This window comes from Rathayibacter sp. VKM Ac-2835 (genome assembly GCF_013266705.1).
In the GTDB taxonomy this organism is placed as follows: Bacteria; Actinomycetota; Actinomycetes; order Actinomycetales; family Microbacteriaceae; genus Rathayibacter.
On sequence record NZ_JABSNQ010000001.1, the window covers coordinates 614,123 to 636,821 of the forward strand.

The window sequence follows — 22,699 nt, forward strand, 5'->3', positions numbered from 1 at the left end:
ATACCGGCACAGCTCGTCGGCGGCTGCCTCTCCGAGCGCGGCAAGGTCGGCTCCCTAGCCTCGACGGCGATGTCCGGGAACAGTGCGAAGAACCAGCCGACCAAGCGCGAGCGACAGGAGCTCGCCCGCCTCGAGGCGCGGGAGCGGCGCGAGCAGGAGCGGCGTCGGAAGCGGCGGAACCGGGTGCTCGGCCAGAGCGGTGCGGCGGTCGGCGTGCTCGCCGTCGTGGCGCTCGTGGCGTGGAACATGTGGTCGCAGCAGGAGATCGCGAGCACCGGGCCGGCGAACATGCTGAGCGACGGGATCGTGCTCGCGGGGGCGGAGTCGGCGGTCACGCCGGTGACGACCGCTCCCCTCGAGGCGGGCGAGGAGCCGGTCCCGACCGACGAGGCGGCGACGCGTGCCGGCGGCGTCGTCACGGTCGACCTGTACGTCGACTACCTGTGCCCGTACTGCGGGCAGTTCGAGACGGCGAACGCGGCGAACCTGCAGTCGTGGCTGACGCAGGGGGCGATCACGCTCGAGATCCATCCGGTCGCGATCCTGGACTCCTCCTCGGCGGGATCGGAGTACTCGAGCCGCGCGGCGAACGCCGCGGCCTGCGTCGCGGACGAGGATCCGGACCGGTTCCTCGCGGTGCACGAGGCGCTGTTCGCGAAGCAGCCGGCCGAGGGGACGACCGGGCTGAGCGACGACGAGCTGCGGGCGCTGGTGACCGAGGCCGGAGTGACCGACGACGACGTGCTGGCGTGCATCACGAGCGGCGAGTTCCGGCCCTGGGTGGCGGCGGCCACGAAGCGGGCGACGAGCGGAGCGCTGGCGAACTCCTCGGTCGCGAAGCTGAGCTCGACGCCGACCGTGCTCGTCAACGGCGAGCAGTACACCGGCAAGCCGGACGACGCCGACGCGTTCGTCGCGTTCATCACCGCGACGCTGGAGGCGGAGGGCGCGACGCCCACGCCGACGCCGGCGGGCTGACGACGGGTCTCGATGCGCCGCTCCGCGGCTGCTCGATCAGCATGAAGCGGGCCCCGCGCTGGGCCGACCGACCAGCATGCGAGGGCGCTGCACTCCACGCCGGCCGAGCCGTCTGCGACGGCGCTGCGCTTCATGCTGGTCGAGTAGCCCTCGGAGAGGGCGTATCGAGACCAACGCTCTGCAGGACCTCGGTCTCGATACGCCGCGTTCCGCGGCTGCTCAACCAGCATGAAGGGCCGGAACGACGAACGACCGGCGGAGCGGGGCTCCGGCCGGTCGTGCGTCGTGGCGGGCGCCTCACTGGCGCCCGGGGATCAGGCCTGCTTCTTGAGGCGGCTGGTCGCGCGGGCGCGGGCGTTCGCGTCCAGCTCGACCTTGCGGATGCGCACGATCTCGGGGGTGACCTCGACGCACTCGTCCTCGCGGGCGAACTCGAGGCACTCCTCGAGCGTCAGCTGGCGCGAGGGCGTCATCGACTCGAACGTGTCGGAGGTGGACTGACGCATGTTGGTCAGCTTCTTCTCCTTGGTGATGTTCACGTCCATGTCGTCGTTGCGCGAGTTCTCGCCGATGACCATGCCCTCGTAGACCTCCTCGGTGGGGTTCACGAAGAAGGTCATCCGCTCCTGGAGCGCGATGATCGCGAACGGCGTCACGACGCCGGTGCGGTCGGCGACGATCGAGCCGTTGTTGCGGGTGACGATGGCGCCCGCCCACTGCTCGTAGCCGTGCAGGATCGCGTTCGCGATGCCGGTGCCGCGGGTGGTGGTGAGGAACTCGGTGCGGAAGCCGATCAGGCCGCGCGAGGGGACGATGAACTCCATGCGGACCCAGCCGGTGCCGTGGTTCGCCATGTTCTCCATGCGGCCCTTGCGGGCGGCGAGGAGCTGCGTGATCGCGCCGAGGTACTCCTCCGGAGCATCGATGGTGAGGTGCTCGAAGGGCTCGTGCACCTTGCCGTCGACCTGGCGGGTGACCACCTGGGGCTTGCCGACCGTGAGCTCGAAGCCCTCGCGGCGCATCTGCTCGACGAGGATGGCCAGCGCAAGCTCGCCGCGGCCCTGGACCTCCCACGAGTCGGGACGGCCGATGTCGAGGACCTTGAGCGACACGTTTCCGATGAGCTCGCGGTCGAGGCGGTCCTTCACCATGCGCGCGGTGAGCTTGTGACCCTTGACCTTGCCGACCAGCGGCGAGGTGTTGGTGCCGATGGTCATCGAGATCGCCGGGTCGTCGACCGTGATGGCCGGCAGCGGGCGGATGTCCTCCGGGTCGGCGATGGTCTCGCCGATGGTGATCTCGGGGAAGCCCGCGATCGCGACGATGTCGCCGGGGCCGGCGGTCTCGGCCGGGTAGCGGTCGAGTGCCTTGGTGATCAGCAGCTCGGTGATGCGCGCGTTGGTGTGCGAGCCGTCGTGGTGGACCCAGGCGACGGTCTGGCCCTTCTTGATCGTGCCGTTGAAGACGCGGAGGAGGGCGAGGCGGCCGAGGAACGGCGACGCGTCGAGGTTGGTGACGTGGGCCTGGAGGGGCGCCTCGTCGTCGAAGGTCGGCGCCGGGATGTGCTTGAGGATCGCCTCGAACAGCGGCTCGAGGTCCTCGGCGTCGGGGAGCGTGCCGTCCTCCGGCTTGTTCGCGGAGGCGCGGCCGGCCTTGCCGGAGGCGTAGACGACGGGGACGTCGAGGATCGCGTCGAGGTCGAGGTCCGGGACGTCGTCCGCCATGTCGGAGGCGAGGCCGAGGAGGAGGTCCTGGCTCTCGGCGACGACCTCGTCGATGCGGGCATCGGGACGGTCGGTCTTGTTGACCAGGAGGATGACGGGGAGCTTCGCCTCGAGCGCCTTGCGGAGCACGAAGCGGGTCTGCGGGAGCGGGCCCTCGGACGCGTCGACGAGGAGGCAGACGCCGTCGACCATGGACAGGCCGCGCTCGACCTCGCCGCCGAAGTCGGCGTGGCCGGGGGTGTCGATCACGTTGATGGTGATGGGACCGTCGACCGCGTGCTTGCCGCTGTAGGACACAGCGGTGTTCTTCGCGAGGATCGTGATGCCCTTCTCGCGCTCGAGCTCGTTCGAGTCCATCGCGCGCTCGTCCACGTGGGCGTGCGCGTCGAAGGAGTTCGTCTGCTTGAGCATGGCGTCCACCAGGGTGGTCTTGCCATGGTCGACGTGGGCGACGATCGCGACGTTGCGCAGGTCGGAGCGGGTGGCACTTGCCATGTGAACGGACTCGTCTCGTGTTCTCGTGCAGTAAGGGGGACCCTCCATCGTACCGCAGGCGCGCGCCGCGACGACGGAGGGCCCCGTTTCCGGTCGGCGGCCCGATGAACATCGGGTGTCGCCGGCTCCGGAACGGGGCCCTCAGCGGGGTGTCCTCAGCGGATCAGACCGCGAACTCGATGCCGGCGCCCGGGATGGCGGCGAGCAGCTCGCGGGTGTACTCCTGCTCCGGCGACTCGAACACGGTGTCGGTCGAGGCGTGCTCGACGATCCGGCCCTTCTGCATCACGCAGACGTCGTCGGCGATCACGCGGACCACCGCCAGGTCGTGCGTGATGAACAGGTAGGTGAGCCCGAGCTCGGCCTGCAGATCGGCGAGGAGGCGGAGGATCTGCGCCTGGACGAGCACGTCCAGGGCCGACACCGCCTCGTCGAGCACCACGATCTCGGGCTTGAGCGCGAGTGCGCGGGCGATCGCCACGCGCTGGCGCTGGCCACCGGAGAGCTCGTTCGGGTAGCGTCCCGCGATCACGCGCGGCAGCGACACCTGGTCGAGCAGCTCGAAGACCCGCTCGCGCTGCGAGGTGCGGTCGCCGACCTTGTGCACGCGCAGCGGCTCCGAGATGGTGTTGCCGATGTTGTGCAGCGGATCGAGCGAGCCGTACGGGTCCTGGAACACCGGCTGCATCGAGCGGCGCAGTGCCAGCATCTCCTTGCCCTTGAGCTTCTCGGTGCGACGGCCGTCGATCGTGATCGCACCGCTGGTCGCCGTCTCGAGCCCCAGCACGAGGCGGGCGATCGTCGACTTGCCCGAGCCCGACTCCCCCACGAGCGCCGTGGTGGTGCCCTTGGGGATCGCGAACGACACGTCGTCGACGGCGGTGAAGTCCTCGGCCTTCAGCCCGCCGCGGCGGATCTTGAAGACCTTGGTGAGGCCGTCGAGCTCGATCATCGGCCGCGCGGTGGTGGTCGCGCCGCTGTGGTGGGCGCCGGCCGCGCCGACCAGGTCGACCTCGCGGACGGCCGCGGACTCGCCGGGCACCGACTCCGTGGCGCTGCCGGCCGTCGACTGGATGCGCCGCGAGGCGAGGCTCGGTGCCGCCGCGATCAGGCGCTGCGTGTAGGGGTGCTGCGGGTTCTGCAGCACCTCCACCGAGGCGCCGGACTCGACGATGCGGCCCTTGTACATGACGATGAGCTTCTCGGCGCGCTCGGCGGCGAGGCCCAGGTCGTGCGTGATGAAGAGCAGCGCGGTGCCGTCGGTCTTCGTCAGGGTCTCGAGGTGGTCGAGGATGCGCCGCTGCACGGTCACGTCGAGCGCCGAGGTCGGCTCGTCCGCGATGAGCAGCTGCGGCGACGCGGCCAGGCCGATGCCGATCAGCACGCGCTGGCGCATGCCGCCCGAGAACTGGTGCGGGAACTGCTTGAGCCGCTTCTCGGCATCGGCGAGTCCGGCGTTCTGCAGGACCTCGATCGCCTTCGCGCGGACCTCCTTGCGGCCGGAGGCGAGGCCGTTGGCCTTGATCGTCTCCTCGACCTGGAAGCCGATCGACCAGACCGGGTTCAGGTTGGACATCGGGTCCTGCGGCACGTAGCCGATGCGCCGGCCGCGGATGTCCTCGAGCTCGGTCCTGGTCGCCTTCGCCAGGTCCTTGCCGTCGAACAGCACGGAGCCCGCGGTGACCTTGCCGCTGCCGGGGAGCAGGCCGATGATCGCCGCGGCGGTCGTCGACTTGCCCGATCCGGACTCGCCGACGATCGCGACGGTCTGGCCGTGCTCGATCGTCAGGCTGACGCCGCGCAGGGCCTTGACCAGTCCGCTGCCGGTCTGGAAGCCCACCTCGAGGTCGGTGACCTCGAGCAGCGGGCCCCTCGGCGTGGTGGGAGTCGTGTTCGTCATCGGAGGGCCCTCGCCTTCGGGTCGAGCGCGTCGCGCAGAGCCTCACCCATCAGGATGAAGCTCAGCACGGTGATGGTCAGCGCGGCGGACGGGTAGATCAGCGTCTGCGGGTTGGTCCGCAGGTCGCGCTGCGCCTGGCTGATGTCGTTGCCCCACGACATCACCGAGCCCGGCAGGCCGACGCCGAGGAACGACAGCGTCGCCTCCGCGGTGATGGCCGCGCCGAGCGAGATCGTCGTGACGACGATCACGGGGGCGATGGAGTTGGGCAGCACGTGGCGGAACAGGATCGCCATCCTCGACAGGCCGGTGGCCGTCGCGGCGCCGACGAAGTCGGACTGCTTCACCCGGAGGACCTCCGACCGCAGGACGCGGGCGGTGGTGGGCCACGCGAACGCGCCGATCGCCAGGGCGATGACGAACACGTTCCGGTGCGCCGAGAAGACCGACATGATGACGACCGCGGCGAGGATGTAGGGGATCGAGAAGAAGATGTCGCCCGCGCGCATGATCACGGTGTCGACCCAGCCGCCGAAGAAGCCGGCCAGCGCACCGCCGACGACGCCGGTGAGCGTCGTGATCAGGATCACGATGAGGCCGACGGAGAGCGAGGTCGACGTGCCGTGGATGATCCGGGAGTACACGTCGCAGCCCTGCTTCGTGTAGCCCAGGACGCTGCCGTCGCCGGGACCCTGGTTGCTGAGACCGAGGTCGCAGGCGCGGGGGTCGACGGAGGTGAACAGCGACGGGATCAGCGCGACGGCGATGATCAGCAGGATCAGCGCCCCCGAGATCCAGAACATCGGGCGCTTGCGCAGGTCCTGCCAGGCGTCGGTCCAGAGGTTGCTGGGCTTGTCGTCGAGCGAGACGGCGTCGATCGTGGCGATCGGCGTCTCCTCGAGCGGGGCGACGAAGTGGTCGATGCGGCGGGCCTTCTGCGCGCCGCCGGAGAACTCATTTGGCATAGCGGATCCTCGGGTCGAGTACGGCGTAGAGCAGGTCGACCAGGATGTTCACCACGAGGTAGAACAGCACCATGACCGTGACGAAGGAGACGACGGTCGGTCGCTCGCCGCGGATGATCGCCTGGTAGAGCGTGTTCCCGACGCCGGGAACGTTGAAGATGCCCTCGGTCACCGTCGCGCCGACGATCAGCAGGCCGAAGTCGGCGCCGAACTGGGTCGTGACGGGGATCAGCGAGTTGCGCAGGATGTGCACGGGGATGACGCGTCGTCGCGAGAGCCCCTTGCCGTAGGCGGTGCGCACGAAATCGGAGCCGGCGGTCTCGATGACGGAGCCGCGGGTGAGGCGGATCGCCGAGGCCACCACGAACAGCGCGAGCACGATGGCCGGCAGCAGCAGCCGCTCGAACGTCGCCTGGCCGCCGACCGTGGGCGGGAACCAGCCGAGCTGCACGGCGAAGAACGTCTGCGCGATGAAGCAGAGCACGAAGATCGGCACCGAGACCAGCAGCAGGCTGACGACCAGCGCGCTGGCGTCGAAGAACGAGCCCTTGCGCAGGCCGCTGATGAGGCCGATGGTCAGCGCGAGCACGATCTCGATGATGATCGCCATCATCGCGAGGGTCAGCGTCACCGGGAAGGTGCGGGCGAGGATGTCGTTGACGGACTGACCCGAGAACGAGATCCCGAAGTCGCCGCGGACGACGCCGCCCAGGTAGTAGAGGTACTGGACGAAGAACGGGTCGTTCAGGTGGTACTGCTCCTCGAGGCGGGCCAGGAGCGCCGGGTTCGGCGTCTTGTCGCCGAAGAGCGAGAGGAGCGGGTTCCCCGGCATGGCGAAGACCATGAAGTAGATGAGGAACGTCGTGCCGATGAGCACGGGGACGGCTTGGAGAATGCGTCGGACGATGTAGGCGAGCATCTCAGCCCTGCCGATTCCGGTGTCGCATGGTGGGAGACCTCATTCGATTCGGACCGAAACAGGGCGCTTCGCCCGTACCGAAGACCGAAGTCGACCGCACGGGCGAAGCGCCCCGGTTTCTAGCAGCTTAGTTCTTGGTGATCTCGTAGTAGAGCGGCACCGAGTTCCAGCCGAACTGGACGTTCGACACGGTCTCGCCGTAGCCGCCGGTCACGTTGGAGTACCACAGCGGGATGGCGGGCAGGTCCTTCAGGAGGACCTCCTGCGCCTGCTGGAACTTCTCGTTGGCCGAGTCGAGGTCGGTGTCGACAGCGCCCTCCGCGAGGAGCTGGTCGAACTCGGCGCTCGAGTAGTCGCCGTCGTTCGACGAGGCGTTGGTCGCGTACAGCGGGCCCAGGAAGTTGTACAGACCCGGGTAGTCGGCCTGCCATCCGGTGCGGAACGCGGTCTCGATGGTGCGGTCCGTGATCTTGGTGCGCGCCTCGGCGAAGGTCGGGTAGGCCTCGCCCTCGGCGTCGATCCCGAGCGTGTTCTTGATCGAGTTCGACACGGCGTCGACCCAGCCCTGGTGGCCGCCGTCGGCGTTGTAGGCGATCTTGAATGTGCCGTCCCAGGGGCTGATGGCGTCGGCCTGAGCCCAGAGCGCCTTCGCCTCGTCGGCGTTGAACTCGAGCACCTCGGCGCCCTCGAGGGAGTCGCTCCAGCCGTCGATCACCGGGGAGGTGAAGTCGGAGGCGGGGGTGCGGGTGCCCTCGAAGATGACGTCGGTGATCTGCGCGCGGTCGATCGACATCGAGATGGCCTGGCGTCGCAGCTGGCCCTCCTCACCGCCGAAGTGCGCGAGGCGGTCCGGGATGGTGAAGGACTGGAACACGGCGGCGGGCTGGTTGACCGCACGGTCGCCCAGGTCGCTCTCGTAGGTGCCGTAGGCCGAGTCCGGGATGGCGTCGAGGACGTCGAGGTTGCCGCCCTGGAGGTCGGAGTACGCCGCGTCCTGCGTGGCGTAGAAGGTGACCGTGAGGCCGCCGTTGACCGGGGTGCGGCCGCCGGTGTAGTCGGGGTTCACGACGAGGTCGATCTGCACGTTGTGCTGCCACGCGTCATCGCCCGCGAGCATGTACGGGCCGTTGCCGATCGGGTTCTGACCGAAGGCGTCCATGTCCTCGAACGCGGCGGCGGGCAGCGGGTAGTAGGCCGAGTAGCCCAGGCGCAGCGGGAAGTCCGACTTGGGCTCGCTGAGCGCGACGGTGAACGTCGTGTCATCGACGACGGCGAGGCCGGTGAGCTCGGAGTCCTCGTCGTAGCTGAAGCCCTGGATGTCCTCGAAGAAGTAGCTGTTCAGCTGGTTGTTCGAGAGCTTCGCGCCGTAGTTCCAGGCGTCGACGAACGAGCTCGCCGTGACCGGGTCGCCGTTCGTGAAGGTGAGGTCCGGCTTGATCGTGATGGTGTAGTTCTGCGCGTCGTCCGACTCGATCGACTCGGCGACGTCGTTCTGCGGCGCACCCTCGGCGTCGTAGTAGACGAGGCCGGCGAAGATCTCGTCGAGGATCTTGCCGCCGCCCACCTCGTTGGTGTTGGTCGGGATCAGCGGGTTCTGCGGCTCGGAGCCGTTGGTGGTGATGATCGCGCCGGAGTCGCCTCCCGCGTCACCCCCGCCGGTGTCGCCCGAGCTGCTGCAGCCGGCCAGGACCAGGGTGCTCGCGGCGACGAGCGCCAGAGCTCCGAGGCCGAAACGTCTGATTTTCACAATTCCTCCAGTGGTGTGGGGGCGCGCGAGAAGTGGTTTCCCTGACGCGTGGAGTGCCGTGCGCGTGGCGACGACGTCGGCGCGCGAGACTGGTGGCCACCGCGCGAGTGCCTCCGACGAGACTATGTATCGACTGCCTATCGCCACAAAACGATGGGGAAACCGTTACACAGCGGTAACCGGGAGGTGGAATCCTTGCGCGGATGTGCACGAAACGTGCGTCTGCGTGTCGTTCCACGCACGGTAGCGAATCCAGGAAGGAGCTCCCGCGTGTCCACCGCTCCCCCAGCGTCCACCCAGTCCCGGCGGCGGATCGGGGCCGAGGTCCTCCTGGTGCTCGGGCTCTCGCTCGGCGCGTCGGCGGTCTACTCCGTGGTGTCGATCACCAACAAGCTCACCCGGTCGGTCGCGCTCGGACAGCAGTCGACGACGATCAACGGGGCACTCAGCGACCGGCCCGCCTTCGACCTGATCTACCAGCTGCTCGCGCTGTTCTTCGACCTGGTGCCGGTGCTGCTCTGCGTCTTCCTGCTCTGGCAGGGCGGTCCGCGTCCGCTCGGGCGGCTCGGGCTCGACCGGCGCCGGCCGCTCCCGGACCTCGGCACGGGAGTCGTGCTCGCGGTGGCGATCGGCGCTCCCGGGATCGGGCTCTACGCGCTCGGCCGGGCGCTCGGGATCACGGTCGCGGTGGTCGCCTCGCCGCTGGACGCCTACTGGTGGACGGTGCCCGTGCTGGTGCTCTCGGCGATCCGGGCGGGGGTGCAGGAGGAGGTCATCATGATCGGCTACCTCTTCGCGCGCCTGGGCGACCTCGGCTGGGGTCGCTGGAAGATCCTGTTCGCGAGCGCGCTGCTGCGGGGCAGCTACCACCTGTACCAGGGCATCGGGCCGTTCATCGGCAACGTGATCATGGGCGTGGTCTTCGGGCTCTTCTACCAGCGCTTCGGGCGCACGCTGCCGCTGGTGATCGCCCACTCGATCATCGACATCGTGTCGTTCGTGGGCTACCCGCTGGCGGTGGCCCTCTGGCCGGAGCTCTTCGCGGCGCCGACGCCGGCCGCGACGCCGACGGTCGCTCCGACGCCCTGACTCCCCGCCGACGCCGACGCCGACGCCGAGCGGACGATCCGTCGCGAGCGGTCGTGTCGAGGGAGCGGACACGACGGTTCGCGACGGATCGTCGGCGGGCGTCAGGCGCGGATCAGGCGAAGGCCTCGATCGGCGGGCAGGCGCAGACCAGGTTGCGGTCGCCGTAGGCCTGGTCGACGCGGCGGACCGGCGGCCAGTACTTGCCGCGCACCAGCGAGCGGACCGGGTACACGGCCTCCTCGCGGCTGTACGGGTGCGACCACTCGGCGTCGACGAGGCACTCCGCGGTGTGCGGTGCGCCCCGCAGCGGGTTGTCGTCCACCGGCCACTCCCCCGCGCCGACGCGGTCGGCCTCTGCCTTGATGCCGATCATCGCGTCGATGAAGCGCTCGATCTCGGCGAGGTCCTCGCTCTCGGTCGGCTCGACCATCAGCGTGCCCGCGACGGGGAAGCTCATCGTCGGCGCGTGGAAGCCGTAGTCGACGAGGCGCTTGGCGACGTCGTCCACGGTCACCCCGGTCGCCGCGGTGAGCGGGCGGATGTCGAGGATGCACTCGTGCGCGACGAGGCCGCTGCCGCCGGTGTAGAGCACCGGGTAGTGCTCGCGCAGGCGGGCCGCGACGTAGTTCGCCGAGAGGACCGCGGCGCCGGTGGCGGCGCGCAGGCCCTCCTCGCCCATCATCCGGGCGTAGGCCCACGAGATCGGCAGGATGCCGGGGCTGCCGTACGGGGCCGCCGAGACGGGTGCGCCGCCGTGGACGACCGTCTCTCCGTGCTGGCCGACGGAGTGCTCGAGCCGCTGCGCGAGCGGGTGGCCCGGCAGGAACGGCGCGAGGTGCGCCTTCGCGGCGACGGGGCCCACGCCGGGGCCGCCTCCTCCGTGCGGGATGCAGAACGTCTTGTGCAGATTGAGGTGCGAGACGTCGCCGCCGAAGTCGCCGAAGCGGGCGAAGCCGAGCAGCGCGTTGAGGTTCGCGCCGTCGACGTAGACCTGGCCGCCGGCCTCGTGCACGAGCCGGCAGATCTCGGCGACCTCGTGCTCGTAGACGCCGTGGGTGGACGGGTAGGTGATCATCAGGGCGGCGAGGCCCTCGGCGTGCTCCGCGATCCTGGCGCGGAGGTCGTCGAGGTCGACGTTGCCGAGCTCGTCGCAGGCGACGACCACCACGCGCATGCCGGCGAGGACGGCGCTGGCCGCGTTCGTCCCGTGGGCGCTGGAGGGGATGAGGCAGACGGTGCGCGCCTCGTCGCCGCGCGAGCGGTGGTAGCCGCGGATCGCGAGGAGCCCGGCGAGCTCGCCCTGCGAGCCGGCGTTCGGCTGGAGAGAGACGGAGTCGTAGCCGGTGAGGTGCGCGAGCCAGCGCTCGAGCTGGTCGACCAGGGCGAGCGAGCCCTGGACGTCGGCCTCGGGCGCGAAGGGATGCAGGTCGGCGAACTCGGGCCAGCTGACCGCCTCCATCTCGGCCGCGGCGTTGAGCTTCATCGTGCAGGAGCCCAGCGGGATCATGCCGCGGTCGAGCGCGTAGTCGGCGTCGGCGAGGCGCTTGAGGTAGCGCATCATCGAGGTCTCGCTGCGGTGCGTGTTGAAGACGGGGTGCACCAGGAACGGGGTCGTCCGCTCCAGAGCGCCGGGGATGCTGCGAGCGGCGCCGGCGAGGACGCCGTGCTGGGCGTCGAGGTCGCCGATCGCGACGGCGACCGCGACGACCTCCTCCGGGGTGACCGTCTCGTCGAGGGCCACCGCGACGGTGTCCGCGTCGACGAGGCGCAGGTCGAAGCCGGCCTCGCGGGCGCGGGCGACGGCCGCCTCCGCTCCCTGCGGCACGACGACCGCGACGGTGTCGAAGAAGTCGGCGTGCCGGAGCGCGTGGCCGCGGTCGAGCAGGAGCCGCGCCAGCAGCGCCGCGCGGGAGTGCACCCGCTCGGCGATCCGGGCGAGGCCGTCCGGCCCGTGGTAGACCGCGTACATCGCCGCCATCACGGCGAGCAGGACCTGCGCGGTGCAGATGTTCGAGGTCGCCTTCTCGCGGCGGATGTGCTGCTCGCGCGCCTGCAGCGAGAGCCGGTAGGCGGGGTTGCCCGCCGCGTCCTGGCTGACGCCGACGAGGCGGCCGGGGAGCTGGCGCTCGAGGCCCTTGCGAACGGCGAGGTAGCCGGCGTGCGGTCCGCCGAAGCCCATCGGGACGCCGAAGCGCTGGGTGGTGCCGACGGCGACATCGGCGCCGAGCTCGCCCGGCGAGCGGACGAGGGTGAGCGCGAGGAGGTCGGCCGCGACGATCGCGAGGCCGCCGTGCGCCTTGACCGCGCCGAGGACGGCGGACGGGTCCCAGAGGTGGCCGGATGCGCCGGGGTACTGCACGAGGGCGCCGAAGGACTCGGGCACCTCGTCCGCGTCGGTGCGCGAGAGCGGCAGCTCCACGATGCGGATGCCCACCGCCTCCGCCCGGCCGCGCAGCAGCGCGAGGGTCTGCGGCAGCGCGTCGGAGTCGACGACGAAGACGTCGGTCTTCGCCTTCGAGGCGCGGCGGGCCAGCAGCATGGCCTCGACGACGGCGGTGCCCTCGTCGAGCATCGAGGCGCCGGCGGTGTCGAGACCGGTGAGATCGGCGACCATGGTCTGGAAGTTGATCAGCGCCTCGAGCCGGCCCTGCGAGATCTCGGGCTGGTACGGCGTGTAGGCCGTGTACCAGCTCGGGTTCTCGAGGACGTTGCGCTTGATCACGGCGGGGGTCAGCGTGCCGTGGTAGCCGAGCCCGATCAGCGGGCGGCGCACGGTGTTGCGCGCGGCGAGGGCGCGCAGCTCGGCCAGCGCCTCGGTCTCGGTGGCCGGCGCGGGGAGCACGGGCGCGAGGTCGCGGACGTGGATCGACTCGGGGACGGCGGCCTCGACCAGCGCGTCGACCGAGTCGTAGCCGAGTGCCGCGAGCATGGTGCGCTGGGCGTCGGCGTCGGTCCCGATGTGGCGGGACTCGAACTCTCCGGGGGTGCGGGCCGCCATCTACTCGCCCACCAGCTCGTCGTAGGCGGCCGCGTCGAGCAGGCCGTCGGGCAGCGCGTCGAAGCGCACCTTGATCAGCCAGCCGTCGCCGAAGGGGTCGGAGTTGACCAGCTCGGGGCTGTCGACGACGGCGGTGTTGGTCTCGAGGACCTCGCCGTCGACGGGCGCGAACAGCTCGCCGACCGACTTGGTCGACTCGATCTCGCCGACGACGGAGCCGCCCTCGACCCGGCTGCCCGCCTCGGGCAGCTCGACGAAGACGACGTCGCCGAGCTTGTCGGCGGCGTACGCGGTGATCCCGACGGTCGCGGTCCCGCCCTCGACCAGGATCCACTCGTGGTCGGACGTGTACTGGAGCTCGGTGGGTACGGCCATGTCAGTTCTTCTTTCTGGAGTAGAAGGGGAGCTCGGTGACGGTCATCGGGAGCCGGCTGCCGCGGATGTCGACGGAGACGACGCTGCCGGGCTGCGCGGAGGCCGGCGCGACGTAGGCCATCGCGATGGGCACGCCGAGGGTGGGTGAGAGGACGCCGCTGGTGACGACGCCGATCACGTCGTCGTCGGCGCCGTGGACGCTGTAGTCCGCGCGGGCGGCGCGGCGGCCCTCCCCGATCAGGCCGATGAGCACGGGCGCATCGCCGGAGGGACCCTCCTCGCTGGCCGCGCGGCCGACGAAGTCGATCGGCTTGCCGAGCGCGACGACGCGGCCGAGGCCGGCCTGCGCGGGGAAGACGTCGCGGGAGAGCTCGTGGCCGTAGAGCGGCATGCCCGCCTCGAGGCGGAGGGTGTCGCGGGCGGCGAGCCCGGCGGGGACGAGGCCCGCGCCGGCGCCGGTCTCGGCGAGCGCCTCCCAGAGCGCGGGGGCGGTGTCGGGGGCGACGTAGATCTCGAAGCCGTCCTCACCGGTGTAGCCGGTGCGCGCGATCAGGATCGGGTGCGCCTCGAAGCTGGCGGGCACGGCGCGGTAGTAGCGCAGCTCCTCGAGCAGGCGGGCCGCGTCGTCGGTGTCGAGCACCGACTCCTCGCCCCGGTCGACCTCGATCGCGAGCCCCTGGAGGTTCTGCAGGATCTCGAGCGAGCGCGGGCCCTGGATCGCGATCAGCGCGACGTCGTCGCTCTCGTCGTAGAGCTCGCACTCGAACATCGCGGTGCGGTCGCGCAGCTGCTCGGCGACCACGTGGCGGTTGGCGGCGTTCGCCACGACCATGAAGCGGTCCTCGCCGGTGCGGTAGACGACGAGGTCGTCGATCACGCCGCCGGTGCGGTCGAGCAGGAGGGTGTACTTCGCCCGGCCGACGGCGACGGCGGAGAGGTCGCTCGCGAGCGCGTAGTCGAGGGCGTCCACCGCCTCGGGGCCGACGACGAGGATCTCGCCCATGTGGGAGAGGTCGAACAGGCCGGCCGCGGTGCGGACGGCGTGGTGCTCGGCGAGGTCGCCGGTGTAGCGGACGGGCATCCACCAGCCGGCGAAGTCGGTGAAGGAGGCGCCGGCGGCCACGTGCACGTCGTGCAGCGGCGAGCGGCGGGGCTCGGTGCTCGGCGCGGTGGCGTCGGGCGAGTCGATCTCGATGCCGCCGGTCTCGGGGGCGCCGGACTCGGCGGGGGCCGTCTGGGCAGAGGTGCCTTCGACAGCGTTCTCGTCGACGAGGTTCTCGTCGATTGAGTTCTCTTCGGACATGTGGGAGTTCTCCAATTCGTCGCAGTGCTGCGCACGCGCCCGCACAGGTCGGTGATGCGTGGCACAGCAGTGCCGTGGGAACTCCCCCTCTGTCGTGGTGCCTGAGAGATTCACGCCGTCCCTCGCGGGGCGATCGCTTTCACCATCGGCGGATCCTCGTGCGGATCGCTTTCCAGAGTGGCCAGTTCGACGCGGTACAAGACCTGAGAGATTGGCGGGGAGGCTTGCTCCTTCGGTGCCGACCGGAGTCGGCTCTCCCGCGTCGCGTATGCGGCCCGGTATTCGGTTGTCCGCTCACCCTAGCGGGCGGGTGCACGTCCTGTCCCCCGCCGCGAGATGCCACTTGTGCACGGCTTTCTCGGCGTGTCGCGTACGCAAGTGGCATCTCGCGGCGGGGAACGGGCGCGGGCGCGGACGGCGGAGGGACTTGGTGTTCGGGTCGGGGTGACACTAAGCTCGAGGGAGTCGTTAGGGTCAGAGTGACTTTTAGGGGGTCCGGGTGGACGCAGCAGCGCCGCAGCTCGCGGTGTCGACCGTGATCTTCGCGCTGCGCCCGCACCCGGAGACCGGGGCCGCCGCCGTCTGGATCCCCGTCGTCCGCCGTCTGCGCGATCCCTACCAGGGGCTCTGGGCGCTGCCCGGCGGCCCGCTCCGCCCCGACGAGGACCTCGCCGAGGCGGCGCGCCGCACCCTCCGCGAGACGACGGGCCTCGCTCCGCGCTACCTCGAGCAGCTCTACGCCGTCGGCGGCACCGAGCGCTCCCGCGGCGAGCGCCGCGTCGTCTCGATCGTCTACTGGGCGCTGGTGCGGACCTCCGAGGCCGACGCCGCGATCGTGGACGAGAACGTCGCCTGGCTCTGCACCGATCTGATGCCCGAGCTGGCCTTCGATCACGGGCTGATCGTCGACTACGCGCTCTGGCGCCTGCGCAACAAGATGGAGTACTCCCGCATCGCGCAGGCCTTCCTCGGCGAGACGTTCACGCTCGCCCAGCTGCGCGAGGTGCACGAGGCCGTCCTGCAGAAGCCCCTCGACCCGGCGAACTTCCGCCGGACGATCGAGGCCTCCAAGACCGTGGTGCCGACCGAGCAGCGGCTGACGGGCACCCGTCACCGCCCGCCCCGGCTGTACCGCTACGACGGGTCCGTGGCACTCGTCGACAACGGGCCGCTGCCGGTCTAGCACCGGCCGCCGCCCCCGTCCGAACCGCACCATCGAGGAGACACCGTGACATCGGTCGACAGCACCATCCAGCTCATCGAGCGGGGAGCCGCCCCCGGCGAGACCTGCGCGCCCGAGCTCGCCGACGCGCCCTGGTCGTTCGACCTCGGCGTCCCCGCGTACGGTCCCGGCGCCTCGCAGGCGGACCCGATCCCGGCGGCGTCGCCCGTCCAGGGCCGCCTCCCCGACGAGTACACCGCGGCGAGCGCCGACGAGCTGCACCGCCGCATCCTCGCGGCGAAGGAGACGCTGGGCGAGCGCGTCGTCGTGCTCGGCCACTTCTACCAGCGCGACGAGGTGGTGCAGTACGCGGACTTCGTCGGCGACTCCTTCCAGCTCGCCAAAGCGGTCGCGAATCGGCCGGACGCCGAGGCGATCGTCTTCTGCGGCGTGCACTTCATGGCGGAGACGGCGGACATCCTCTCCCGCCCCGACCAGGCGGTCATCCTGCCCAACCTCGCCGCCGGCTGCTCGATGGCGGACATGGCCGACATCGACTCCGTCGAGGACGCCTGGGCCGAGCTGACCGAGCTCTACGGCACCGAGCCGGACGCCGACGGCCGGGTGCCGCTGATCCCGGTGACCTACATGAACTCCTCCGCGGCGCTCAAGGCGTTCTGCGGGCGCAACGGCGGCGTGGTCTGCACCTCGTCGAACGCGACCACCGTGCTCGAGGACGCGTTCGCGCGCGGGCAGCGGGTCCTGTTCTTCCCCGACCAGCACCTCGGCCGCAACACCGCGAAGGCGATGGGCGTGCCGCTCGAGCGGATGCCGATGTGGAACCCGCGGAAGCCGGGTGGCGGCTCGGACGAGGCGACGCTGCTCGACGCGCAGGTCATCCTCTGGCACGGCTTCTGCTCGGTGCACAAGCGCTTCACGGTCGCGCAGATCGAGCGCGCGCGGCTCCAGCACCCGGACGTCCGCGTGATCGTGCACCCGGAGTGCCCGATGGCGGTCGTCGACGCGGCGGACGAGTACGGCTCGACCGACTACATCGTCAAGGCGATCCAGGCGGCGCCGGCGGGCAGCACCTTCGCGATCGGCACCGAGATCAACCTGGTCCAGCGCCTGGCCGTGCAGTACCCGCAGCACACGATCTTCTGCCTCGACGACGTGGTCTGCCCGTGCTCGACGATGTACCGGATCCACCCGGGGTACCTCGCCTGGGTGCTGGAGGGGCTGGTCGCGGGGACGGTGCACAACCGGATCTCGGTCGACGACGCCGTGCAGGACCAGGCGCGGGTGGCGCTCGAGCGCATGCTCGCCGCGGTGCCGCCGGCCGGTCCGGTCGCTGCGGCGCCCGCTCCTGCACCTGCACCTGCCGCGGGGGTCTGACGTGGCCCGCGTCGTCGTGGTCGGCAGCGGGATCGCCGGCCTGGTCGTGGCCCTGCTGGCCTCGCGCCGGCACGAGGTCGTCCTCGTCACCAAGGGCGCGCTCGCGGAGTCGAGCACCCGCGCCGCACAGGGAGGGATCGCGGCCGTCACCGCGGCGGGAGACTCCGTCGCGCTGCACGTCGAGGACACCCTGACCGCCGGCGCCGGGCTCTGCTCGCGCTCGGCCGTCGAGGTGCTCTGCGCCGAGGGCCCGGCGGCGGTCGCCGCGCTGCAGGCGTGGGGCGTCGGCTTCGACCGCGACGGCGACGACCTCGCCCGCGGGCTGGAGGGCGCGCACTCGCGGCCGCGGATCCTGCACGCCGGCGGTGACGCGACCGGCTCGGCGATCGAGGAGGCGCTCGTCGCCGCGGTGCGCGCCGCCGCGGTCACGGTGCTCGAGGAGACGGTGCTGGTCGACCTGATCCGGCCGGGAGCCGCCGTGACCGGAGTGGACGTGCTGCGGGAGGGCGCGCTCGAGCGGATCGACGCCGACGCGGTCGTGCTCGCGACCGGCGGGGCTGGACAGCTCTACCGGCACACCACGAACCCCGCGGTCGCGACCGGCGACGGCCTCGCCGCGGCGCTGCGGGCCGGCGCCCAGACGGCCGATCTGGAGTTCTTCCAGTTCCACCCGACCTGGCTCGCGCTGGCCGGCGGGTTCCTGGTGTCGGAGGCGGTCCGCGGCGAGGGCGCGGTGCTGCGCGACGCCGCGGGCGAGCGCTTCCTCGTCGGCGTGCACCCGGACGCCGAGCTGGCGCCCCGCGATGTGGTCGCCCGCGCGATCGCCGACCGGATGCTGCTCCAGGGCGGACTGCCCGTGCACCTCGATGCGCGGGCGATCCCCGCGGACGTGCTCGCGCACCGCTTCCCCACCATCTCCGCCGCCTGCCGCGCGGGCGGGCTGTCGCTCGCCGACGACCTCATCCCCGTGACGCCGGCCGCGCACTACTGGATGGGCGGGATCGCGACCGATCTCGATGGGCGGACCGGCCTCCCCGGGCTCTTCGCCGTGGGCGAGGTCGCCTGCACCGGGGTGCACGGCGCGAACCGGCTGGCGTCGAACAGCCTGCTCGAGGGCGTCGTGTTCGCCCGGCGGGTCGCGGCGGCGCTCGACGGACCGCCTGCGGCGCCCTCGTCCGAGGCGCCGGAGCCCTCCGCCCTCGTGCCGCTCGCGCTCGACCGCGCGCTTTTGCAGGAGACGCTCTGGACGGGCGCGGGGCTCTCGCGCGACGCCGCCGGTCTCGAGACGGCCCGCTCCTTCCTCACTGCCGCCGGCTCCCCCGCGCCGCTGACCCGGGCGACCCTCGAGGACGCGAACCTCCGCGCCTGCGGTCTCGCCCTGATCGACGCCGCCCTGGCCCGCGCCGAGTCGCGCGGCGCCCACCACCGCACCGACCACCCCCACCCCTCGGCGAGCGCCTACCGCGTCGCCGGTACGAGAAAGGTCGCCGTCCCGTGCTGACCCGTCAGAGCATCGAGCGCATCGTCACCCTGGCCCTGGAGGAGGACGCCCCCTGGGGCGATCTCACCTCCGACACCCTGCTGCCCGCCGACGCGACGGCCTCCGCGGCGCTCGTCGCGCGCGAGCCCGGCGTCTTCAGCGGCGGCGCGGTTCTGCTCGGCACCTTCCTGCAGGCCGACTCGCGGATCCGCGTGCAGGACGTCGTCCCGGACGGCACGGTCTTCGCGGCCGGCGACGTCCTCGCGCGGATCGACGGTCCGGCCGGCGGAGTGCTGCGCGGCGAGCGCGTGGCGCTGAACCTCGTGCAGCGGATGAGCGGCATCGCGACGCTGACCGCGCGCTACGTCGAGGCCGTGGCGGGCACCCGCGCGCGCATCGTCGACACCCGCAAGACCACTCCGGGACTGCGCGCCCTCGAGCGGCACGCGGTGCGCAGCGGCGGCGGGCACAACCACCGCTTCTCGCTCTCGGACGCGATCCTCGCGAAGGACAACCACCTCGCGATCCTCGCCCAGCGCGGTCTCGACCTGACGGACGCGCTGCTCGCCGCGCGCGCCGCCGTCTCGCACACGACGCACATCGAGGTCGAGGTCGACCGCCTCGAGCAGATCGGCGCAGCCCTGGCCGGCGGCGCCGACACGATCATGCTCGACAACTTCACGCCCGAGCAGCTGGCGCAGGGCGTCGCGCTGATCGGCGGCCGGGCCGTCGTCGAGGCCAGCGGCGGGGTGAACCTCGACACGGTCCGCGCCATCGCCGAGGCCGGCGTCGACGTGATCTCGGTCGGGGCGCTCACGCACAGCGTCCGCTCGCTCGACCTCGGTCTCGACATCGCGATCGAGGCTCCGGCCGCGTGATCTACCTCGACCACGCGGCGACCTCGCCCGTGCGCCGCGAGGTGCTCGAGGCGATGTGGCCGTTCCTCACCGGCGAGTACGGCAACCCGTCGAGCAGTCACGCGCTGGGCGCGTCGGCGGCGCGGGCGCTGGAGGAGGCGCGGAGGCACGTGGCGCGCTTCCTCGGCGGGCGCGGCTCGGAGGTCCTCTTCACCTCCGGCGGCACGGAGTCGATCAACACGGCGGTCAAGGGCATCGCGCTCGGCGGTCTCGCCGCGCGGCGGGGCCGGCACGTCGTGATCTCGGCGATCGAGCACGAGGCGACGGTGGAGTCGGCCGATCATCTGCGGCGGCTGCACGGCTTCGAGGTGTCGGTCGCGCCGGTGGATCCCGCGGGGCGGCTCGACCTGGACGCCCTCGCCGGGCTGCTGCGGCCGGACACGGCGCTCGTGTCGATGCTGGCGGCGAGCAACGAGATCGGGACGGTGCAGGACGTGCCCGCGATCGCGGCGCTCTGCCGGCCGCACCGGATCCCGCTGCACGTGGACGCGGTGCAGGCGGCGGGCTGGGTGGATCTCGCCGGACTCGGTGCGGACGCGGTGTCGATCTCGGGGCACAAGCTCGGGGCGCCGAAGGGCGTGGGGGCCCTGCTGCTGCGCAGCCGGGTGCCGTTCGAGCCGCTCGTGCACGGCGGCGGGCAGGAGCGGGCGCGGCGCTCGGGGACCGAGAACGTGGCGTTCGCAGTCGCGCTCGGGGCCGCGGTGCAGCTCGTCGATCCCTCGCGGGGTACCCGGGTGTCGGCGGTGCGCGACGCGTTCGGTGCTCGGGTGGCGGCGGAGGTACCGCGGGCGGTGCCGCTCGGGTCGGCGGAGCACCGGCTGCCCTCGATCGCGGCGTTCGTGGTGCCGGGGCGCAGCGGCGAGTCGATCCTGCTCGCCCTGGAGGAGCGCGGCGTCGTGGTGTCCAGCGGCTCGGCCTGCGCGGCCGGGCGCGACGAGCCGTCGCCGACGCTCCTGGCGCTCGGGCTCGAGCCGGCCGTCGCGCAGACGGCGGTGCGCTTCAGCTTCGGCGCGGAGTCGACGTCGGCGGACGCGGACGCGGCGGCGGACGCCTTCGCGGCGGTGCTCGCGCCGGGCTGACGTCCGCCGACTTCCGCCCGCGGCTGGTCGCGGTCGCCCGCGTCCACCTCATGCTGGTCGAGCAGCGGAGGCAGATCGCGACATCCAGCTCGTCACGACGACTGCGTCCGCGTGCTCGATGTCGAGCTCTGCCGCCGCATCCGCGGAGAGGGCGCGGACGAGCGCGCACACCCGGAGACGTCCGAAGGGATCGACGAAGCGACCGATGTCGAGCAGCTCGTCGCGGAGAGCCCCCGACTCGAAGATCTCGTCCATGGCATCGAGATCGGCCTCCGCCCAGGGCGATCGTGTGAGAACCCGCAGAGCGGGCGTATCGAGATCCACCGGCGTCGGACGAGACGACTGCCGACCCGCCCTGCTGGGGACGGTCGATACGCCCCTGCGGGGCTACTCGACCAGCCTGCAGAACGGCGGCGGCAGCACGCCGTCCTGCCACCGCTCACCCCGCTGCCGACACGCCGGATGCGCGACGGATGTCGGCCGATCGGGAATGTCGGAGGCCCCTGGCAGTGTTCTGAGTCTCGTACCACCCGTCGCATCGACGCCGTCCTGGCGATGCGCCCCCTCACGACGATCCCCTTCACGACCGGAGACGCACCAGTGACCGAGCGCACCCTTCCCGAGACCCGGCCCGCCGCCGCGGCCGACACGCCCTCGACGGCGCTCGACCCGCGCAGCCGCCTCGTCATCAGCCTGCTGCTGGTCTCGGCCTTCGTCGTCATCCTCAACGAGACGATCATGAGCGTGGCGCTGCCCGACCTCATGCGCGACTTCGGCGTCGAGGCGCACGTCGGCCAGTGGCTCTCGACCGCGTTCATGCTGACGATGGCGGTCGTCATCCCGATCACCGGCTACCTGATCCAGCGGCTGCACACCCGCACGCTCTTCGCCGCCGCGATGACCCTCTTCAGCCTGGGCACGCTCAGCGCCGCGCTCGCGCCGACCTTCGAGGTCCTGCTGGCCGCACGCGTCGTGCAGGCCGGCGGCACGGCGATCATGATGCCGCTGCTGATGACCACCGTGATGACCCTCGTGCCGCCGGCGATCCGCGGCCGGATGATGGGCAACATTTCCATCGTCATCTCGGTCGCTCCCGCGGTCGGGCCGACGATCTCGGGCGTCATCCTCAACTTCCTCAGCTGGCGCTGGATGTTCTGGATCGTGCTGCCGATCGCCGTCGGCGCCTTGATCCTGGGCCTCCGCAAGGTCGAGAACGTCACCGAGCCGCGGAAGATCCCGATCGACTCGCTCTCCGTCGTCCTCTCCGTCTTCGGCTTCGGCGGGCTCGTCTACGGGCTGAGCAGCCTGGGCGAGGGCGGCGAGGCGATCGTCGCTCCCTGGGTGCCGTTCGTCGTCGCCGGCGTCGCGCTCGCCGCCTTCATCGTCCGCCAGCTGCTGCTGCAGAAGACCGACCGCGCCCTGCTGGACCTCCGCACCTTCTCCTCCGGCAACTTCACCGTGGTCATCGTGATGATGGCGGTGAGCATGTCGGCGCTCTTCGGCACGCTGATCCTGCTCCCGCTCTACACGCAGAACGTGCTCGGCCTCACCCCGCTCGAGACCGGCCTGCTGCTGCTCCCCGGCGGGCTGCTGATGGGTCTGCTCGCGCCGTTCGTCGGCCGCGGCTACGACCGCTTCGGCCCGCGGGTGCTGCTGGTGCCCGGCTCGATCATCGTCGCCGGTGCGCTGTGGGGCTACACGACGCTCGACGAGAACTCGGTCTCCTGGTTCATCCTCTCCCTGCACGTGGTGCTGAGCCTCGGCCTCGCGCTGGTCTTCACGCCGCTGTTCACCGCGGGCCTCGGCTCGGTGCGCCCCGCGCTCTACTCGCACGGCAGCGCGATCATCGGCACGGTCCAGCAGCTCGGCGGCGCGGCCGGCACGGCGCTGTTCGTCACCGTGCTGTCGGTCCAGTCGGCCGCGCTCGCCCGCGAGGGCGTCGACGAGGTCGTCGCCACGGCGGGCGGCATCCACTCCGCGTTCGTCTGGGGCGCCTCCATCGCCACCGCCGCGATCGTCGCCGCCTTCTTCGTGAAGCGGCCCGCCGAGTCGGACGTGCCGCGTCCGGTGGTCGCGCACTAGCCCCCGTGCCGGTGCTCCGCCTCCGCGCGGGGCACCGGCTGTTCACCTCCGCGTCACCGGGTGCCCCTACCGTGGCGCCCCGGTCGACCCG

At 71.5% G+C, this 22,699-nt stretch carries 16 protein-coding genes and 1 riboswitch; of the genes, 8 read left to right on the forward strand and 8 right to left on the reverse strand.

Going from position 1 to position 22,699, the window contains the following annotated elements:
- Window positions 1–69 precede the first annotated feature (69 nt).
- A complete protein-coding gene (locus tag HRK28_RS02835; protein WP_173250360.1) occupies window positions 70–978 on the forward strand; it encodes a thioredoxin domain-containing protein in 909 nt (302 codons plus the stop codon).
- A gap of 314 nt (window positions 979–1,292) precedes the next feature.
- On the opposite strand, the gene typA is transcribed toward HRK28_RS02835, so the two are convergent.
- From typA to HRK28_RS02860, 5 genes are all read right to left on the reverse strand, one after another.
- A complete protein-coding gene (gene typA / locus HRK28_RS02840) occupies window positions 1,293–3,197 on the reverse strand; it encodes a translational GTPase TypA (RefSeq protein ID WP_127886161.1) in 1,905 nt (634 codons plus the stop codon).
- A gap of 163 nt (window positions 3,198–3,360) precedes the next feature.
- A complete protein-coding gene (locus HRK28_RS02845; protein WP_173250361.1) occupies window positions 3,361–5,097 on the reverse strand; it encodes an ABC transporter ATP-binding protein in 1,737 nt (578 codons plus the stop codon).
- Window positions 5,094–6,062, reverse strand: a complete 969-nt coding sequence (locus tag HRK28_RS02850; protein WP_160088294.1) for an ABC transporter permease — start codon at window positions 6,060–6,062, stop codon at window positions 5,094–5,096. Before HRK28_RS02850 ends, HRK28_RS02845 begins: the two co-directional genes overlap by 4 nt.
- Window positions 6,052–6,981, reverse strand: coding sequence for an ABC transporter permease (locus HRK28_RS02855; protein WP_159985443.1), 930 nt, complete (start codon window positions 6,979–6,981; stop codon window positions 6,052–6,054). Before HRK28_RS02855 ends, HRK28_RS02850 begins: the two co-directional genes overlap by 11 nt.
- 127 nt (window positions 6,982–7,108) lie before the next feature.
- Window positions 7,109–8,728 carry an ABC transporter substrate-binding protein gene (locus HRK28_RS02860; RefSeq protein WP_160088292.1) on the reverse strand — a complete coding sequence of 540 codons (1,620 nt, stop codon included), beginning with the start codon at window positions 8,726–8,728 and terminating at the stop codon, window positions 7,109–7,111.
- Window positions 8,729–8,998: 270 nt separating this feature from the next.
- On the opposite strand from HRK28_RS02860, the gene HRK28_RS02865 reads away from it, so the two are divergent.
- Complete coding sequence (locus HRK28_RS02865; RefSeq protein WP_244231809.1) at window positions 8,999–9,817, forward strand: CPBP family intramembrane glutamic endopeptidase; 819 nt, start codon at window positions 8,999–9,001, stop codon at window positions 9,815–9,817.
- Window positions 9,818–9,929: 112 nt separating this feature from the next.
- Here the strand turns inward: HRK28_RS02865 and gcvP are convergent, their stop codons facing one another.
- From gcvP to gcvT, 3 genes are read right to left on the reverse strand one after another with little or no spacing between them, the layout of a single operon-like run.
- On the reverse strand, window positions 9,930–12,815 hold the full coding sequence (gene gcvP / locus HRK28_RS02870; protein WP_160088288.1) for an aminomethyl-transferring glycine dehydrogenase: 2,886 nt from the start codon (window positions 12,813–12,815) through the stop codon (window positions 9,930–9,932).
- Window positions 12,816–13,190 carry a glycine cleavage system protein GcvH gene (gene gcvH, locus HRK28_RS02875; RefSeq protein ID WP_160088286.1) on the reverse strand — a complete coding sequence of 125 codons (375 nt, stop codon included), beginning with the start codon at window positions 13,188–13,190 and terminating at the stop codon, window positions 12,816–12,818.
- Between the two features lies 1 nt (window position 13,191).
- Window positions 13,192–14,493, reverse strand: coding sequence for a glycine cleavage system aminomethyltransferase GcvT (gcvT, locus tag HRK28_RS02880; RefSeq protein WP_173250362.1), 1,302 nt, complete (start codon window positions 14,491–14,493; stop codon window positions 13,192–13,194).
- A gap of 182 nt (window positions 14,494–14,675) precedes the next feature.
- Window positions 14,676–14,763, reverse strand: a riboswitch (glycine riboswitch).
- Window positions 14,764–14,992: 229 nt separating this feature from the next.
- Here gcvT and HRK28_RS02885 point away from each other — a divergent pair.
- The 6 genes from HRK28_RS02885 (at window position 14,993) to HRK28_RS02910 (ending at window position 22,608) form a co-directional block, all read left to right on the forward strand.
- Window positions 14,993–15,676, forward strand: a complete 684-nt coding sequence (locus HRK28_RS02885; RefSeq protein ID WP_160088282.1) for an NUDIX domain-containing protein — start codon at window positions 14,993–14,995, stop codon at window positions 15,674–15,676.
- Between the two features lie 45 nt (window positions 15,677–15,721).
- Window positions 15,722–17,050 (forward strand): quinolinate synthase NadA, encoded by a 1,329-nt coding sequence (nadA, locus tag HRK28_RS02890; RefSeq protein ID WP_173250363.1) that lies wholly within the window; start codon window positions 15,722–15,724, stop codon window positions 17,048–17,050.
- A gap of 1 nt (window position 17,051) precedes the next feature.
- Complete coding sequence (gene nadB, locus HRK28_RS02895; protein ID WP_173250364.1) at window positions 17,052–18,551, forward strand: L-aspartate oxidase; 1,500 nt, start codon at window positions 17,052–17,054, stop codon at window positions 18,549–18,551.
- Complete coding sequence (nadC, locus tag HRK28_RS02900; RefSeq protein ID WP_173250365.1) at window positions 18,545–19,408, forward strand: carboxylating nicotinate-nucleotide diphosphorylase; 864 nt, start codon at window positions 18,545–18,547, stop codon at window positions 19,406–19,408. Before nadB ends, nadC begins: the two co-directional genes overlap by 7 nt.
- Entirely contained in the window at window positions 19,405–20,526 is a 1,122-nt protein-coding gene (locus HRK28_RS02905; RefSeq protein WP_173250366.1) for a cysteine desulfurase family protein, read from the forward strand. Before nadC ends, HRK28_RS02905 begins: the two co-directional genes overlap by 4 nt.
- A gap of 600 nt (window positions 20,527–21,126) precedes the next feature.
- Complete coding sequence (locus HRK28_RS02910) at window positions 21,127–22,608, forward strand: DHA2 family efflux MFS transporter permease subunit (protein ID WP_367948328.1); 1,482 nt, start codon at window positions 21,127–21,129, stop codon at window positions 22,606–22,608.
- The last annotated feature ends 91 nt before the right edge of the window (window positions 22,609–22,699 follow it).

Excerpts from the sequence above, each read along its gene's own strand:
- HRK28_RS02835 (WP_173250360.1), top strand. The coding sequence starts at position 70 with ATGTCCGGGAACAGTGCGAAGAACCAGCCGACCAAGCGCGAGCGACAG.
- typA (WP_127886161.1), bottom strand. The coding sequence starts at position 3,197 with ATGGCAAGTGCCACCCGCTCCGACCTGCGCAACGTCGCGATCGTCGCC.
- HRK28_RS02845 (WP_173250361.1), bottom strand. The coding sequence starts at position 5,097 with ATGACGAACACGACTCCCACCACGCCGAGGGGCCCGCTGCTCGAGGTC.
- HRK28_RS02850 (WP_160088294.1), bottom strand. The coding sequence starts at position 6,062 with ATGCCAAATGAGTTCTCCGGCGGCGCGCAGAAGGCCCGCCGCATCGAC.
- HRK28_RS02855 (WP_159985443.1), bottom strand. The coding sequence starts at position 6,981 with ATGCTCGCCTACATCGTCCGACGCATTCTCCAAGCCGTCCCCGTGCTC.
- gcvP (WP_160088288.1), bottom strand. The coding sequence starts at position 12,815 with ATGGCGGCCCGCACCCCCGGAGAGTTCGAGTCCCGCCACATCGGGACC.
- gcvH (WP_160088286.1), bottom strand. The coding sequence starts at position 13,190 with ATGGCCGTACCCACCGAGCTCCAGTACACGTCCGACCACGAGTGGATC.
- gcvT (WP_173250362.1), bottom strand. The coding sequence starts at position 14,493 with ATGTCCGAAGAGAACTCAATCGACGAGAACCTCGTCGACGAGAACGCT.